Here is a 16,971-nt window from a genome sequence, read left to right as displayed (position 1 = left end):
CTTCTGGCCTCATGGATAGAACTTGCTCGGATCACCCAATTGTTCCGCGAACTGCTCACGCTGGTAACGTGGCAATTCCACGTTGGGCCGATACAGCTCCAAGGCGCTGATCTGCTTACTCCGGGTCACCTGTGGTTTCTTGTGGAGGTAGTGCTTGCGCAGCACCTGGACCCGATCGCGGGGATCGGTGCTGTGGCCGGTGACCAGCGCAATCTCCCTCTCCGGAACATCGTTCACATCAAGCTCGGTCGCCAGGGTGTGGCGGAAGGCATGGAACCCGATCCCTTTGGCGAACCCAAGGCTCTTCAAGTAGCGGCCGAAATCCACCACGAATTGCTGGCTGTAGCGGGCGTTGGTCTCTCCGGTCTTCCGGTTCACGCCGGCAGAGAGGAGGGGGAACAGCCGCGGGTGGCCAGTGGCCTTCATGTCTTCGACGAACTCGAGGAAACCGGCGTCCAATAGGGGCTTGGCGATGGGGACGATGCGCATGCACCCGGCTCCCTTCATGCTTTGCCGGCTACGCCGTTGGCGCTTCGGATCCGCGGCGAGGTCTTCATCGATGGTCTTTTGGAAGGCGATGCACCAGATGCCGCGCTCCTGGAGGATGTCGGTCAGCTTCAGCTGGCACACTTCGTTGACGCGAGCGCCCGTGTAGAGGCCAATCATCGGTGCCCACCAGTGCTGCGGCTTTCTCGCCCAAGGGATGAAGGCTGCCGGGTCGAAGATGGCCTGCAGGTCTCCGTCCTCGAACAGGCGGATGGCCTTGTCGGGATCGATGGCGTGATCTTCTTTTGGTTTGCGGAAGGCCTTCATGGGCGAGGACGCGATGGCTTGCCCGTTGACCAGGTGGTTGAAGAAGGCGACCAAGAAGCGCCGATGGCGCTCTTCGGTGGCCGGAGCCAAGGGCGGCACGTCTTGCTCTTTGCCCAAGGTGATCGCGTCTTCGAAGCTGAGGCGTTTCAGCAAGGGATCCGACAACAGGTTTTTCGGAGCCCAGCGCAGCAGCTGCCACAACTCTTGGATGTGTTTGTAATCTACGCGGCAGGCCGAAATGTTGCCGCAGGTCAGCAGGAGAAGCTTCAGGGTGCGCTCGGTGGCGAGCACGGTCTTGGGATCCAGCTGCCGGCGGCGCATGTCCGCGAGGTGATCATCGATCTCTTTGGCCAAGGGACGAGCTGGTGTCCCCATCGGCAGTTGCTGGGGATAGCGGGTGCCGCTTTTTAGGGTGTTCCTGCGGCCGGTCTCGTCCAAGGCAGCCAAGATGCATTCCTGGAGATTGATAGCCGCCTCGCGGCCTTGGATGGTGGCTCGGTCGATGCGGAAGCGACCGATGTGGATGCCTTCCAAATGCAGGGTGCCGAAGGGCGATGCGATGTAGTCGGTGAGTGCTGCGGAGGGTAGAGCGGTCATTGGTTCACTTCCATCTGGGGGATGGAAGTACGGATAAAACAGGCCGCAAATTCGTCAACCGGGTTGATACAAAAATTTGCACGCCGCGTAACCACCCTAGGCGTTGCGTTGCTGACGAGGTTGGCTCAGGGAAATGATTGGATCCGTTATCCGTGCCAAACCCTTTAAAATAAGGGTTTCCCTCTAAATTCTCTTCGATTCATCGCAGTCAATTCCGTACTGTTTGCAGTTAATTGCCTAGCAATCGGTGCTTCAAAGCTGTTATGCCATGCTGAACGAATGGTAAATGGCATGCGGACATGTTAGTTTGAATGGGTGGCCTGTCAGCAGGTTTGTTCTTGAGGACAGCTTCTTGTTGCCAGTAGACCCTGGCCAAACCTAAGGGCTCGGTTAGGGATGCCTGACCTTTGGTCCCATCATTAGAATCAGTGTGGGCTTCGTCTGTGAGCGAGCTGCCAAGGGGGCACCTTGATTACCGGTCTGTCGATTCATCGATACAAGAGCTTCCATCCTACTGTTGCTCTACCCATCAGTTTTGAGCCTGGAACGCCTCCAAAGCCAGTGTTCCTGTATGGAACTAACGGGGCAGGAAAGAGTGCCATCGGCGAGGTCATTCAGGGGGTGAGCGGCGGCGATGAGAAGTTCTCTCACTGCCAGATGCACACCTCCAACGACGCTGCATATCGAGTGCTTGTCTACAACCAGCGGTTCGTAGACAAGGTGATCCGGACGGCAGAAGGGGTTCCTGGCATCTTTACCATAGGTGCCTTGGACGCTGAAGCCCAGGCTGAGATCGAAGGAAGGAAGGTCGAGGCTGAAGCCCTTGAGTCTCAGCTTGAAGCGGTCAAGAAGAAGATCGAGCAGTCGATTGAGGCCGGCAAGAAAGTCCAGGAAGCAGCCATAACAGGGGCGTGGAAGGCCCACAGTGACTACAATAAGCCCCCGTTTCGCGACCTGTTGAACGGGTGGCACAGCGACCGGAAGAAGTTCTTCGAAGAACTCGACAAGTACGCTGTGGCCGACGATGTCGAGCTCGATGGCTTGGATCGTCTACAAGAGCGCCTGGCCGACGCAACCAGCATCGAAACTGCTCAGGCAAGGGTTTCGGTTGACCTTTCAGGTCTGGCGGTAATCGAGTCGCATTCGATCTGGGCCGAGAGGATTGTGGTCTCTTCCGCTAGTAGGCTGGCCCCTTTGATCGAGAAGTGGGGGAACAGCGACTGGGTCGGGCAGGGGCGCGACATTCCACACGGAGAGGACTGCCCCTTCTGCCAGCAGAAGTTGCCGGAGAATTTCGCGGAGGATCTGGCCAAGCTTCTTGATGGGGACAGGCAAGCCCGCGTCGACCAGGTAAAGTTGCTTGCTGAACGCTATGAAGCGACTGTCGGACAGATAGAGGTGTCTGTGGCCCAGGCCTTTAAGCACCCTTTTGCCCAGAAAGATGCGGCCATGTCTCAGGCCTGGGAACTGTTGCTGGCACGGCTCAAGGCGAACAGTGCTTTGATGAAATCCAAGGTCGACAAGCCAGCAGAGCCTTATGACGTTGCGACAAGCGACATTGAGCCGATGACGGGCGCCATTGGCGCCATCAACAAGCGAATCACCGAATTCAACGCGAGAATCGCTGATCGCGCAGCTGAAAAAGGGCGTGTCCGAACGATGTTTTGGCAGGTGATGCGTCGCGAGCGAGCTCCTGTCTACGAAGCGTATAAAGCGAGCAAGGCCCCATTGGTGGAGGCCCTGACGGCAGAACGTGCCGAGAAGACCGCCATTGAAAAGAGCTTGGGCGACATCACCGAGCGCCTTAAGGAGCTGGGTCAGCTCCAAACAGGTGTGGGGGCAGCAGTCGAAAAGATCAATGCGCGTCTTGCGGGCATGGGTGTCACCTCCTACTCCATCTCAAGTAAAGGAGAGGGGCACCTATATTGCTTGAGCCGTCCTGGGCAGGCAGAGGGCGACATGACTTCGCTCAGTGAGGGCGAGAAGACACTCATCTCGTTCCTCTACTTCCTCGAGCGCCTGAAGGGCTCTGACGAGGCAGGTTCAGGTCCGGTGGACCTAGGTAGAACGATTGCCGTCATCGATGACCCGATTTCCAGTCTGTCGCACAACTTCGTGTTCGACATTGCTTCCATCATCCAAGAAGAACTCATCAAGCCGCCCGAGGGCGTGCCGCGATTGCGTCAGGTGATGGTGCTGACCCACAACCTCTTCTTCCTACATGAAATGCTCCGGCAGACAGTGGGTCCAGAGTTGGCGAACCAGGATAAGCGCTGCCAACTGCTCCGTGTGGTGAAGTCAGAACATACGAAGGTGGTCCCAATGAGGGCGTCGGAGATGATGAACGACTACCAGGCATTGTGGCAGGTTCTTCGAGATGCACGCGATTCCAATACGCCGGCGATCATGGTTCCCAATGCCATGCGATGCATCCTCGAGCACTTTTTCTGGTTCACCCACCAAGAAGGGAAGTTCAAAGAAGCTCTGAAGAAGGTTGCTGCCGCCGATGGGTCCTTTACGCCGTTGGCGCGCTTCCTGGACAGGGGTTCTCACAGGGATGGCATCAACATCACCGTGATGGATTTCAATCACTACGACTTGAACTACTACTTCGATAAGTTCAAGGCCGTCTTTGGTGCTGCGGGCTTCCCAGAACACTACGCTGCCAACATGGGAGCTGATGCGGTCCAAGGGCTTGCACAGGAGGCCTAAGCATATGGAAGACGAGGTCCTAGTGTTTCAAGGCCGTCTTGCACTTAGTGGCAGGACGTTTGATGTAACGTTCCAGGCGGTCCTCGGCCTGGACCTTCGGCTGAAAATTGAGCTTCTGTCGCCTCCACTCGAGTTGGCACTGGATCTTCATTCGGCTATGGGGGAGCCTGGATCGGCTGGCGAAAGCTTGACGCTTGAGGGAAATGGTCATTCGGGAGAGGTGTTCTTTTCAGATTCGGTAGACGTGAGTGGGATTCACACCGGTTCAGGTGGCTGCCAAGTATCAATCTCTGCCCGTTCCGCCAAGCTCTCTCGCAAAGCGAAAAGACCTTCAAATTTTCCCGCCACAAGACTATGGTTTCGCGGTTTCAAGTCAATGCCAGTTCGGCCCGTCGAAAGCAGTTTGGGTAAGATCGAGGTGCGTGGAGGTGTAAAAGGCGTAGGTCGGGATGACGCATCTGGATTCGCGGCGATATACGCGGACCAAGCAACCAACCTTGCCGATTGGTCTCAGCGAGCCGACGAAATGTTGACCTTCTTACACCAAGGGTTAGCTTTTGCTAGTGGAAAGCGGCTTCAAACGCCTCTGTTGGAGGTTTACCGTGGAGATCGCTGGGAGTGCACCTACTTTGAAGGGGAGGGCTTCGGTGGAAGTCTCTCGCCAATTCACTTCATGAATCGTGGCCCATTCGTGGAAGCCCTAGTGAAGAGGTTTGAACAGGGGGCGGCCTTCAAGGACGCATTGTGGACCGTGGTGGGCTGGCTTCACGTCGACACGCCTTTTCATGAGGCTCGATTCTTGATGTCGATGACCGCGGTAGAGACGCTCTGTGAGCGTGTAGTCCCTAAAGCAAAAACAACGCTGATGGAGAAGGAGAAATATCGCCCTGTTCGTAAAAGGCTTGTCTCGATCATTGATGAGGCTGGTTTCGATCCAGCAGAGAAAGCCGTTTTGACGCAGCGGATTGAATTGGCAAATGGACGGCCTCTTTCCTATAAGCTGTCTTCCCTGCGCGATCATTATCAGCTTCCACCAACCGTATTCACAGACGAAGCGTTCGTGGATCTATGCAGGCTCCGAAATGCTCTTGTCCACAGTGGGGGTGGCAAAGGACAAGATGCTTGGCCCAGAATATTGTTTGTCCGTGAGCTGTTGTCGCAGGTGGTCTTTAGGGAGATTGGTTACACCGGTCCCTACGAAAGATACCTCAACGGCTATGCCAGCATGCCGGGCGCCATAGAGAATTTTGATGATGAGAGCAGTGAGGCTCCCGTCAGTCAGGAAAGCATCTAAAGCAGGGTTGCCTTCGTCAGGCCCCAGCGTTCGAGCCCGTCACATTCATTTGGGTGGCTCTGGTCAATGCTTGGTTGCGCGTCCCTCCATCGCGGCCGAGAGCATCGCGAGTCGCGCGGTGCCGCGCGAACATGCTTGGTTGCATAGATCCTGGTTGCTGCGGTTTTCCACATAACTCAATAGGGCACCAAGAAGTTCCCTATCGTCCAGCGTTTCTGCGCCGGCCATGAACACGAGGTCTGCCAGTCGCAATCGTCGCTTGGCCTCTTCCCGTCGCTGAGTTGCTTTTGCCCTTGCAGCTTGTCGCTGACTCGACAGAAGCTCCCTGGCTTGCAGCTGCGCCAACCGCTCTGTGGCTCTTTGGATTCTAAGATGATAGTGCGTTGGCTCGGTCATTGCATTTCTCCTGGGCGTGTTTACGAGTCAAACAAAGAAATGGCTCGCGTCAAGTTCTTGAGCACTTGTAAATGATCTGCTTCTTCAAGATCGACACGGTCTGAAAATCAGAGCTTGAAAGAAAGGAGCAAGAGCGCACCTAGGCGTTCCTGCGGAACGCGTGCGCAAAGGGCTTCGCCCCTTGAACCCCAATCGCCTCCAGCGCTTGCGAAAATCCAAAGCCACGGCATAAACAAAGCCACATCCACTGCTTTGGAGCTGCATGGCCATCTACCACGCCAACGTCAAAACTTTCAGTCGAGCCAAAGGCCACTCATCCATTGCCGCTGCCGCTTACCGCGCTGGGCTTCTTCTCGAAGACACGCGCACCGGGCAACGTCACGACTACCGCCGGCGAGATGGCGTGGTCGAAACACGCTGCATCATCCCTGACCATGCGCCCGACTGGGCCCTGGTGCCTGCCGCACTCTGGACGGAAGCAGAGGCGGCGGAGCGTCGCAAGGACTCTACTATCGCGAGGGAGTTCGAGTTCGCGCTGCCCCACGAGCTTGACGATGACCAGCGATCGTCTCTTGCCCTCGCCGTGGCGCGGGCGTTGGTAGATCGTTACGGTTTTGCCGCACAAGCCAGCATCCACAGTCCCGGCAGCAAAGGCGGCATGAACTGGCATGTCCACATCCTCGCAACCACCCGTCGGCTTGGCCCTGACGGCTTCCTGGACAAAACCCGAGAGCTCGACGGAGGCCCTGCGGGCCGGGCCGAGGTCGAGTGGATCCGGGAACTGGTGGCCGCGACGACGAATGCGCATCTGGAAGCTGCGAACCTGGACGTTCGCGTGGATCACCGCAGTCTGAAGGCCCAGGCAGACGACGCGCTGGCACGCGGCGACCTCGTGGCCGCTGCGGTGCTATCGAGGGCTCCCACGCGACACTTGGGGAAGGACGCGTCGGCCATCGAACGCCGAGGGGAGCACTCAGAGCTAGGGGAGAGGAACAGGTCCATTCAAAAGGCCAACGGGGATGCCTCGGATGAACTGCTAGCAACGTTTGAACAGGAAGGCCGGGCCATGCAGGTTCCAGAGGGGCACGATGAAGCGCGGGCCCAACAGGAGGCGAAGCGATCGAGCATCAATCAGTCGCTTGCCTTCTCCGATGGCCAGATCGTCGTCTCAAAGGGATTGGGTAAAGCCATTGACCAGAGGCGCTTAGACGGCAGCGACGAGGATGTGACAAGCGAAGGCCCGTCTGTTGAGGCAATTCGGATTGAGCTGGTCCGCCAAGGTGAACTGCTCAGGGATCAATTGGTCGTCCATGCGCTCCATTCCACGCTGAGGTTGGTCAATGCACTGGCGAGCGGAGAAGTGGTTCCCGAAGAGTGCAAGGAGCATCGTTCTGCGCTCAACGGGCTGCTAATCGGCTTGAAGAGGTTCGCCGCAGCGTTGGTCCGTTTCCCGAAGCGCCTTAAGGCTGTGCGTCGTTCAATCCGGTTGCGCCACATGGCCGAGCAGGCGTGGGACGACTTCGTGGCGAACCACCCGGAGCCCGGTGTGTCTTGGACGGCTCGTGAGTGGGCCAGACGCCGCGGCCGCCGGTTGGCAGCTCTGGAGCAGCGGTCTGCTGAGTTGGCCGCAGCCCAAGCTGCCGCAACCCCGGAGCAAGAGGCGATCGTGGCCGAAGAGCTGCGGTTACGGGCTGAGTGCCTGGAAGCTGCGAGCCGGGCGGTCTTGGCGCGTTGCTCTGGTCCCGCCGAGCCAGCAACAGAAGCGTTGCAGACTATCCAGGAGGCGACGGTCGCGGTCCACGCGCCCCAGCTGGGCCTGCGCCTGCGGCGCCCCCGGTTGCACTAAACGCAATGAGCCCCGCTTAGCGGGGCTCCTCTCGTTTCAGGTGGCATCCTTCAGTGAACAGAAGGCCCCGAGTGCCGCGACACCGAAGGTGCGGTGCTCTTCTTGGCGCGATTGCGCCGCCACTCCTCTGTGGGGATGAACGTGCGGTCTACCACGGCTTCACGTGTGCGCGTTTGGGGGACCGGCGTTGGGGGTGTGAACTTGCCACGCCGTGGCTTGTCCTCCTCCCACTGTCGAATCAGTTCGGCGGACACGTCCAAGGCATGTCTCACGTCGTCGACGCGATCGCTCAATTGGCGAGAGGGGCTCTGGGACATGAGCCCGATAAGCAGTTGGCTGGCGATTTGGAACTGTGGGTGGGACAGCATAGTTGGTCCTCTTAGCGTTGATGGTGCAATCATCAAAGCGTGGATCGCCTCAAAAGCAAGGGTAGAGACCGAGGCCCTACTCACAGAAATGAATCTTAGTTTCTTCATGCAATCGGTAACTCCTGCGAAAGCTTAGGAATATGCGAAGAGGGGCGAGTCTGCACTCTGCTGTCAGCGACGGCCGTAGTCTGGATCTCCCCACGCTCCGAAAGCGCTGAGGACTGCCATTTCAGGGAGGAGCTGAGAGAGGGGGAAGGCCAGATTTGCCTACCATGATCGGTCTCCAGAAGGCTATCCGGCACCGCGTCTTCCGTTTGGCTGCCGCGTCCTGACCTGGATGTCGGAGTGTCTGGGCACATGGGCGAGATCTAGCGCGCTTCGGTCTCTTGTCCCCTGAGTGGAGGGGCTGTCGGAATTGTTAGGTTGATTTTCTGAGTAATCGCAAATATGTTAAGCGTGTGTGAGTGCAGGGGGCGCCCATGTCCACGGAAAGCGATTCAGGTCAATCGGGTTTACACTCAGCTGAGGCATCTGCGCTGGGCTTCTATTACCAATCGTTGTTTGCTCTAAAGACATTGCTCGAGTTGGACTCGGACAATGCCGCTGTAGCTATCGAGCGACTGGACGATGTAGAGGTAGTTGCGGATAAGCAGACGCTGCTTCTTCAGTTGAAGCACTCGTTGAGCGCCACACCTGCCCCAATCACTCTGGCTTCACGAGCGCTTTGGAAGACGCTCAAGGCGTGGATCGATACGCTGCCGAAGCTATCCATTGCGGAAACAGTTCTGCATCTTGTCGCAGTTGGGCATGTCCCAGCAGGAAGCCCTCTCCTAGCACTTTTACAGGAAGGATCTGACCGGGGGGAGCTCATCGACGCGCTGGTCGCCGAGGCCACTCGTGTTGTTGAAAAGCGTGCAGAAGCCAAGGCTGCGAAGAAGGATTTGCCATACGCTGACCGTGCTGACGGGTGTGAGGCCCTCTTAAATCTGCCCGCGCTTGGTCGCGAAGCGCTAGTGAGAAGGATAAGAATTCACCCTAATTCGCCCAATATCGCGCTGATTGAGAGTGAAATTGCTAAGAGTTTGAAGTTGTTGCCATCCGAGCAGCGGGCGCTCGTGGCGTCCAGGCTCGTCGCATGGTGGGACAGAGAAGTCATTTATTCGCTGTGCGGTCAGCGCGATAGAGCCATTGCCAAGTTGGAAGTCCAAGCTCAAATCTCGTCGATCATCGGGGAGATTGAGTCTGGTTTGCTTCATGCAGACTTCTCAGGAGCCAAGCCTCCGCCTTCGCACGAGCCTGATTCGATGCTTCTTCGACAGATCCGCCTTGTGTGCGGCAGTAAGACAGACGAGAACAAGGCGACCGTGGAAGAATGGCGTGCCCGCGCTCAACGCTCCAAGTGGGTTGAGGATAATCCCGCTATGGCTTCCACTATCAATCGACACGATGAACACCTTTGCGAAGAGTGGTCGAATCGACACGAACAAATGACTGAGGACTGTCAGTTTTCTGGTGAGTCTGAAAAATGCACAAAAGGCTTGGCCTTGCTGCGTTGGACGCATGAGGATGCCCCGGGAGCCGTTGAGGCAATTGCGGCAAAGTGGAGCGCTGTGTTCTACGTGAGGGGCAGCTACCAGGTGCTAGCGGTGGATAAGAGGGTAGGGTGGCATCCAGACTACATCCACCGTCTGGAGGATGACGTGTGAGAGGCACTTATGACGTGTTCGCTGAGTCGAATCCCGCATTCTGTGCCTATGCATTGAATCGGTTTATCGAAGCTTTTGAATCTTTCAATGCCGATGGGCCAGAACTTCCCCTTTGTTACCTCGCACTTCCCATCGCGTTATCAGGTGACTTGTCTCAGACATTTGAAGGGACAAACAAAAATACTGGCCTGCTCGAGTGGTTGACGAGGCGGCCCGAGGTGCAGATTGAATTGGTTGATCGACTAAACGGATCAATCGCAGTCGTTACGGAAGCGGTCCGTTTCAGTTGTTTCATGAAGGTTCTGACTTTGCAAGATGGGCGATTGAAGTTAGGTCCAAAGAAGCTAAAAAAAAGCGCTGTAAATGGACTGAGCGCAGGGCCTGCTTCGGTGATCAGGAGTTCAGAGCGACTTGGCTACTGGTTCGCAATGGCAGGTTCGGCACGGACGACATTTGATATGATGGGGCTTACTGTATGAAGCGCTGGAATGTGCTTGACATCTTCTTCCTGGGCGTCGAAGGTCAGCGCCGCATAGTGACTCTAAAGCCGGACCAAGTGAACATCATTACGGGTGCTTCTGGGACCGGAAAGTCGGCTCTTATCAAGGCCATCGATTACTGCCTAGGATCCAGCAAGTGCGAACTGCCGGCGCATGTGCGTCGCAGAGCGCTCGCGGTAGGCGTGCGATGGGCAAAGGGTGATGAGCAAATCATCGTCGGACGAATCATTCCGCCGGTTGGACAACAAACCAGCGGAAGGATGTTTGTTTCCAAAGGGCGAGATTTGGAAATTCCCTCGAGCGTAGATCGCTTTGAGGGCAGTAGCACGGTCTCCGCAGCTAAGGCTTTTTTAGAGCGAGCTTTTGGCATCGGCGACACAGATAGTCCGGCTACTGATTTTGTGTCGAAGGGGCGCGCGAGTGTTCGTCAAGTCACGCCCTATCTTTTCCTAACCAAAGAGGTCATCGACAGCGAGACGGTGTTGCTCCACGGCTTGGAAAAACTGGAGAAAGCTAAAGACATTGTTGCAACCTTGCCTTACTTTCTGCGAGCAACCGACGAGGAGAGCATTCTCGCGGAGCGTCGTTTGCGTCAGTTGCAAAGAGGTCTGGAGATTGCAGAGGCAAGGGAGCAGGCGAAGGCATCCTCCGATAGCTTAATGATGAATCGTGCGCTCGGACTACTAACAGAGGCTAGACAGATTGGACTCGTGCGCGCCGGTGCGTCCTTCTCCGAAGAGCAGGAGGTCTTGCAAGCCCTGCGGGAAATTCTGAGCGGGCGTATGATCGAAGGAGAGCAGCCTTCCGACGACGAGCTTTCCGTGCTGCATGCATCTCGTCGTCAAGTTCTTGCACAGCTAGAAGTTGTGAGAAGAAGATCCAGAGCGACCAAGTCGGCGATCAGAGAGTCTTCCGGCTACCAGGGGGCGGTGAAGCAGCAACATGAGAAGTTAATGCTTGTTGATCACTTAAAGTTGAGCGATGTTTCACATGTCTGCCCAGTGTGTGATAGCCCGTCGGATCGAGGTCGGGAAGTGGCAGCTGCATTGCAATCAGCTTTGTTCAAGGTGCGCAATGAGAGCATGGTTGCCGACCGTGTCAAGCCTCAGTTGCTTGAGGTCGATACTGAGTTGGATAGCGAAGCGCAGCGCTTAAACAATGAGCTTCGGCGCATAGATAGCCGCATTGAAGGTTGGCTAGGTCAAAGTGAAAGAGCGCGCGAGCTCACCAGCCTGGCGCAGCTTCACAGCCATCTAAAGGGGCGAATCTCTTACTTTGTCGAGAATATTGTTGATGAGTCGCCAAGGTTGGGGGTGGACTTAGAGGCTTTAAGAGCAGAGATTGATGAGCTTGAGGCACTTGCGAACAGGGACGCTAGGAACGTTCGACTGCAGATCGCGGAACGCAAGGTATCCGGGTTTGCATCAGAAGCGCTAAAACAGTTGCCTACCGTCGCCCCGTGTGTTGGAGCTGAACTAGAGTTTCTATCGCGAGGTCCAGATGTAGTGATGATCGAGGGTGGTAGCAACGCGGTCCTCCGTATGTCTGATGTGGGATCTGATCAGAATTACTTGGCTATTCACATCGCACTGTGCTTCGCTCTTCATCGCTACTTTGAACTGGTAAATTCACCCGTGCCGGGATTGTTAGTTCTGGATCAGGTTAGCCGCCCCTATTTCCCTGCCAAAGGTGATGATTATGACGTCAGTGAAATCGGGGCTGGCGTAGAAGATGAGGATACTCAGGCGATGAGGCAGCATATCGATTTCCTTTTTCGAGAGACGAAACTCCGCAGCGGTCTCCAAGTGCTCCTGATCGAGCATGCCTATTTTGCTGATGACGCGAGGTATAGGGAGGCTACTCGGGAGCGTTGGACCAGGAAGTCAAAGGAGGCGCTGATCCCTCTCGATTGGCCTGTGCGCAAGGATGCCTGACAGCCCTGGCAGAAGGTGTCCTGTTCAGGCACTGGATGTGGGGATACTTGACCAGCTATGATCAAGGAAACTTCGAAAGGAAACCTGCCCGGCAGGCTTTCTGCAACGGTTTGAAGGGGTTGGGTCGAAGGTGATCCGATCCCACTCTCTCCGCCAGCCCCCGCCGATTGCCCTCTACAGCGCAATATTGCCGCCGATCACCTCCGATGGCCGCAACGTCACCAAGTAGAATACGCACCGTCGATCACCGCCGTTTTTGTGCTACAGCCCGACACATCAGCGTCTACAGCGATGATGATCTCGATGGACTGTTCGTGATTCGAAGCGCTCGATGTTAGACCAGAGGTCGACGACCTTGAAGAATATGGAGTGGATCAGGCGACGGCCTGCGATCTGAAACTCCTCATCGACCCGAGGAACATCACATTGACGCCTCGGACGGATACCCCTGAAAAGCCGACACCGTCCTCCAGCACTAGGAATGAGAGGCGATAGCGGCCGTCTGAGGAACGGACACGCTCGGTGCCGACCAATATGGCGCCGAGCTGGCCTATTTTCAGCAGCGCTATTACGTCAACGGCGGCTTCACGCACCACTTTCCGCACCTCCATCTGCGCCCCGCAGACCAGCCCGGTATCGTCCAGTCGGTCCTCGATGGAAGCAACGCCGATCAGCGCGATCGGCTCCTCACGGTGATGATGATTGTCTGGCGATTCCGAAACAATCTTTTCCATGGCGAGAAGTGGGCGTACCAGCTTCAGGGTCAGCTCTCGAACTTTACGCATACCAATGCTGTCCTAATGCGGCTTCTTGAGCAACATGGGCAGTTGGCAAACTGACGGCACAAATTCCACGCGGCTTCCGCTAGAACGGATCGGTCGCATAGACCCGTCGCTTGTCTGCCTACCGATGACTACATCCTAAGTAATGCCGTCAAGCTAAGCTGAACGTGCTGCCCAGAAACCGCTTAGGGTTTTTGCTTGTTAGGGCTGGGACGGCTTCAGTACGATATGGTGCCGCACTTGCTTCTGACTTAGCCTAATCTGTGGATATGAATTTGAGGGACACTCGTTGACGGTTACGCTCGAAGAGGAGCTCCTCACCCATCTCGATTCCGCCATCCCGGAAGGCGAGACCAAGACCCGCAACATCGACGTCGTGGCCTTCTTCAACGGCTTCGGCTCGTCGACCTGGCCGACGCTCGAGGAGACCGGTCAGCATTTCGGCGGCATCACCCGCGAACGCACCCGTCAGATTATCGCTGCGAACTACCGCGATCGTGTCGGTGCCGAGGACCTGCCTGAGCTGCGCGCCTGCGCCGAACGGATCTCGGCCTTCGGCATCTGGTTCGCCTCCGATCTCGCGAAACTTCTGGTCGACGAAGGCTGGGCCGACGAGGACGCTAACATCCTGGGCGTGCTGAACATGATGCAGGGCCTTGGCCTGTGCACCGAGTACGGCCTCTACGACGGCCGCATCACTTCCCTGACCCGTTCCAAGCTCGACGAGGTCGAGGACTATCTGATCCTCGACGGCGAGAGCGTCAAGCTCCTCAAGGCCGCGGTCAAGGAGACGCGGCGCATCCCGGGCCTCGTCGGCTTGGCGGACGTCGCGCATCTCTCGCAAATCGATGTCGAGCTCAAGACGCTGCTTGCAGTCATCCGCCTCCATCCCGAGGCTTGGGTCGGCGAATCGGGCGGCATCACGCGCTACTGCTTCGAGGATCGCGAGAACGTCCTCGTCAACATGTCCGAGAAGGTCTTCTCCGTCTTCGACAAGGTCGAGATCTCCCGCCTCGCAGCGACACTCGCCAATGCGCTGCGCCGTCGTTCGACAAACCTGTCCTATCCGGACCAAGCAGCCATCGAGCAATACATCCGCGGCTCAAAATTCTTCCAGTGCGGCAAGCGCATGGCCAGATTCGAGGGCGAGACCACCGAGCTGACAGATATCGAGACCGACATCGTCGACTTCCTCGACGAGAACGGCCCGTCCGATTTCGTCACGGTACGCGCGCATCTTGTGTCGCTCGGATACGGCATCCCTCTGTTCACGAAGACGATCGGCGCGAACGCGTTGGTGAACGTCGACCGGTCCGCCGGACGCAAGCAGTTCGTCTACAGCCTCGTTGGCCGACCCCGGCCGTTGGAGCGCCAGCCCGTGGACGACGCGCTCACCGACGACGACCGCTATTCCCGCTTCGCGGCGCGCCTCCAGAGAATCGGCGCAATCGGCAGCACGGATGCCGACGTGCAGAGCACGCACCGCCGCGAACAATCGATCCTGTCCAAATACCTCTTCGAAGGCCGCAAGACGCACCTCTGCGCCATCTGCGGTGAGGAGCACGACGTCGCCTCCCTCGTCACGGCGCACAAGAAGAAGCGATCCCTCTGCAACGAGCGCGAACGTCTCGACCCGCATATCGTCATGCCGCTCTGCGTGTTCGGCTGCGACCATCTCTACGAACGCGGCTTGCTTCAAATCTTTGGCGGGCGAGTGACCGGCGATGCGTCGAAGGCAACAGGTGCGGCGACCAAGGCATTCATCGACAGGATTGCCGGGAAGTGTGTTTCGAAGGAATGGCTCCAAGGCGGCGACAGCTACTTCCAGCGGTAGGGCTCTATTCCAGACCGGGCACTTAGCCGTGCTGCCATAGCACTTCGGGCTCGCCGAATTCGCCCTCGTCCGGGTTGGCCGGCATCTTCCATGCGATGACGCCGGCATAGCCCCGCGACATCAGCTTTGCCCGGGCGACGGCATCATCCTTGCTCGGCATCTGCTGCGCTTCGAATGCTGGCCTCAGGTCGCCGTCCTCGCCCCGCTTGAACGCGGCGAGAACGATGAGCGTGGTGTTCTTGCTCCGTTGCTGCTGCTCCATCGGCTGTTGAACGCGGCGCATCGTGATCGCTCCAATCAGGACTCCTGTGTGATCCTGGGATCAGAACACAGAGGGAACGCTGAGCAATGTCTATGCCCCGCGTTGACCCAAAGACCATCACGCTAGGCTTATTTTGGAGGGTTATAGAGGGCTATGGAGTAGATATAGTTCTCATCGCTATCCCGCATGGCCCGCCAGAACCATGAAAGGCCCCTGTCTTTGAAGGGACTTTTCTTATGGCGGGGATGCCGCGGGCAGGGCCCAGGCAGAATCTCGATCTCGATGGCACTTTCGCACCTGCTCGTGTCATTCAACTCCGGCAGACTGGGTGCTCTTGAATGGACACCCATGGCCTGCAATACGCCTAACCTTGAGGGCGTGGATCAGGTACTTGGTCGCCTGCGAATCCCTTCTAAAGCAGGCCGTTTCCCCAGTACCGCGGCTGCAGTGGTGTCACCCGCAGACGCCTTCAGTTGCAGTACGTCGAGCGACTCTGAACGCAGGTGCTCGAGCTCAGCTTGTGAAGGATACTTGTGGCGGATCAGCCACTCAGCTTCTTCTTGTGATCCTGCTTGCAAGGGGGGCGGCTTCATTGCAGTCTCCGGTGCATATCCGCTGTGCAACTGCATTCGCCTTGAAGCCCGATGGACTGCCGGCAATTGAGCGTTGCGGCGTGTTCTCGGCCGGGGTTTGGCCCGATTGACTGGGCGACGACGCAGGTCCTTCTGCCGCCGATGATGCTGCGCTCCGGCTTGTGGAAGGTTGTCCCGAGCAGGCAGTGGCAGTGGCAGTGGCAGTGGCAGTCGCCGCCAGGATGGCCGTAAACAGGATCGATCTCATGTGCATCACTGTACTCCACACATATTGTTCTGGACCTGAGTCCGCCACGCAGAGCATGACGCATGCATGCAGCATCCCAGAGGGTGGACTCAATATCGGAAAGCGGCGTCATTTCTGGCCAAAACGGGTGCCAGGCCGAGGCCATCATCGGCGCACTGCTTCGGCGCCGAAAAGTAGGGGGCGCCGTGCTGATACGCATCTGCGTTAGATGTGACAAGAGGTGGCGAATATTCCACCGAATGGCGCAATCTACCTGTAAGAAGCTTCGTAAGTGGGCCCCGGGCCCGGCTGCGGTGACAGGCCAAGAGTGACAAGGCCAACTGCTTCAGGAAGTACTCTTGATGCCTCGGTAGGCTTCGCCCCGCGCGCTCAGCGATGGCGGTGCCGCAACCAAAAGTTCCCGCGAGTCTTCTTCTCTCGCAGATCCGCATTGAACCAGGGAGTACTCTGTGGGCTCTTCCTCGCTTCTGGTAAGCCAATGAAGATCGCTGCACTCATCTCGTGCCTTGTGCTCTGTGCTTCCTTCGCATCTCCAGCATCAGCCCGGCCGCTGGCAGAGAAACTTGAAGCAGACATGGAAATGGCCGAGCACTCCATTCTCGCCTCCTTGGCCGTACACAAGAGTTCTGGAAGCATGTCACTGTGCTCCCAGGTCCCCTATGCCTGTGCAGGGGCTGATGGTGCCGAGCTGGGTCTTGCCTTGATCGGCGGCAGTAGAAGTCCAGCCGCGCCCCGGCACCTTGCAGGATTGACACGTTTTCGCATGGACGGAGCATTTTCTGAGGACTACAAGTGCTACGTCGCCGCGCAGGGATATTCAATCGTTCAGGCTGCGGCGAAGCTGGATGCCAAGCGTCTGGCAGGGCAATGCCTGTCCGAATTTTCTGCCTTCAAGCGACGGGCTGGCGGTGTGAGCTTCGACGTGGCGCCTGAGAACATCTGCAGTTCAGTCGCGGACATCCAGAAATCGCTGCGTGAAGTCGCCGGACTGGCCAAGGCCGGTGCTGGCTGTGACGGCGTCTGATCCGCCCATGCGTTCCATGGAGAATTGAAGCAGGGCGTCCGCGCTTTTCCAAAGGCTGTTGCC

The 16,971-nt window shown here is 57.4% G+C and carries 13 protein-coding genes; 8 read left to right on the top strand and 5 right to left on the bottom strand.

Going from position 1 to position 16,971, the window contains the following annotated elements; translation table 11 throughout:
• Window positions 1-9: 9 nt before the first annotated feature.
• Window positions 10-1,410, bottom strand: a complete 1,401-nt coding sequence (locus CR918_RS11175) for a site-specific integrase (protein WP_099842937.1) — start codon at window positions 1,408-1,410, stop codon at window positions 10-12.
• 468 nt (window positions 1,411-1,878) lie between these two features.
• Here CR918_RS11175 and CR918_RS11170 point away from each other — a divergent pair, with 468 nt between their 5' ends.
• Window positions 1,879-4,122 (top strand): AAA family ATPase, encoded by a 2,244-nt coding sequence (locus CR918_RS11170; RefSeq protein ID WP_099842935.1) that lies wholly within the window; start codon window positions 1,879-1,881, stop codon window positions 4,120-4,122.
• A gap of 4 nt (window positions 4,123-4,126) precedes the next feature.
• Window positions 4,127-5,416 carry a hypothetical protein gene (locus tag CR918_RS21060; protein WP_133119688.1) on the top strand — a complete coding sequence of 430 codons (1,290 nt, stop codon included), beginning with the start codon at window positions 4,127-4,129 and terminating at the stop codon, window positions 5,414-5,416.
• A gap of 63 nt (window positions 5,417-5,479) precedes the next feature.
• Here CR918_RS21060 and traD read toward each other — a convergent pair whose 3' ends face one another.
• Window positions 5,480-5,812, bottom strand: a complete 333-nt coding sequence (traD, locus tag CR918_RS11155) for a conjugal transfer protein TraD (RefSeq protein ID WP_099560358.1) — start codon at window positions 5,810-5,812, stop codon at window positions 5,480-5,482.
• A 262-nt stretch (window positions 5,813-6,074) separates the two neighbouring features.
• On the opposite strand from traD, the gene mobQ reads away from it, so the two are divergent.
• From mobQ to CR918_RS11130, 4 genes are all read left to right on the top strand, one after another.
• Complete coding sequence (gene mobQ, locus CR918_RS11150; RefSeq protein ID WP_099842931.1) at window positions 6,075-7,658, top strand: MobQ family relaxase; 1,584 nt, start codon at window positions 6,075-6,077, stop codon at window positions 7,656-7,658.
• Window positions 7,659-8,505: 847 nt separating this feature from the next.
• Window positions 8,506-9,732 (top strand): ABC-three component system protein, encoded by a 1,227-nt coding sequence (locus CR918_RS11140; protein ID WP_099842927.1) that lies wholly within the window; start codon window positions 8,506-8,508, stop codon window positions 9,730-9,732.
• A complete protein-coding gene (locus CR918_RS11135; protein ID WP_080347496.1) occupies window positions 9,729-10,211 on the top strand; it encodes a three component ABC system middle component in 483 nt (160 codons plus the stop codon). Before CR918_RS11140 ends, CR918_RS11135 begins: the two co-directional genes overlap by 4 nt.
• Complete coding sequence (locus CR918_RS11130; protein ID WP_099842925.1) at window positions 10,208-12,166, top strand: DUF3732 domain-containing protein; 1,959 nt, start codon at window positions 10,208-10,210, stop codon at window positions 12,164-12,166. Before CR918_RS11135 ends, CR918_RS11130 begins: the two co-directional genes overlap by 4 nt.
• Before the next feature lie 374 nt (window positions 12,167-12,540).
• On the opposite strand, the gene CR918_RS11125 is transcribed toward CR918_RS11130, so the two are convergent.
• Window positions 12,541-12,951, bottom strand: a complete 411-nt coding sequence (locus CR918_RS11125; RefSeq protein WP_162292033.1) for a hypothetical protein — start codon at window positions 12,949-12,951, stop codon at window positions 12,541-12,543.
• A gap of 286 nt (window positions 12,952-13,237) precedes the next feature.
• On the opposite strand from CR918_RS11125, the gene CR918_RS11120 reads away from it, so the two are divergent.
• Complete coding sequence (locus CR918_RS11120; RefSeq protein ID WP_099784662.1) at window positions 13,238-14,782, top strand: hypothetical protein; 1,545 nt, start codon at window positions 13,238-13,240, stop codon at window positions 14,780-14,782.
• Between the two features lie 22 nt (window positions 14,783-14,804).
• On the opposite strand, the gene CR918_RS11115 is transcribed toward CR918_RS11120, so the two are convergent.
• Both CR918_RS11115 and CR918_RS21055 read right to left on the bottom strand, forming a co-directional pair.
• A complete protein-coding gene (locus CR918_RS11115) occupies window positions 14,805-15,065 on the bottom strand; it encodes a hypothetical protein (RefSeq protein WP_202908367.1) in 261 nt (86 codons plus the stop codon).
• Between the two features lie 362 nt (window positions 15,066-15,427).
• Window positions 15,428-15,637, bottom strand: coding sequence for a hypothetical protein (locus tag CR918_RS21055; protein ID WP_133119346.1), 210 nt, complete (start codon window positions 15,635-15,637; stop codon window positions 15,428-15,430).
• A gap of 725 nt (window positions 15,638-16,362) precedes the next feature.
• Here CR918_RS21055 and CR918_RS20990 point away from each other — a divergent pair.
• Window positions 16,363-16,908 (top strand): Imm57 family immunity protein, encoded by a 546-nt coding sequence (locus CR918_RS20990; protein ID WP_108723611.1) that lies wholly within the window; start codon window positions 16,363-16,365, stop codon window positions 16,906-16,908.
• Window positions 16,909-16,971: the final 63 nt, after the last annotated feature.

Origin of the sequence: Stenotrophomonas indicatrix (assembly GCF_002750975.1) — a bacterium.
GTDB lineage: Bacteria > Pseudomonadota > Gammaproteobacteria > Xanthomonadales > Xanthomonadaceae > Stenotrophomonas > Stenotrophomonas indicatrix.
The sequence above is the reverse complement of the archived record's forward strand: the minus strand, read 5'-3'. Positions and strand labels throughout refer to the sequence as shown.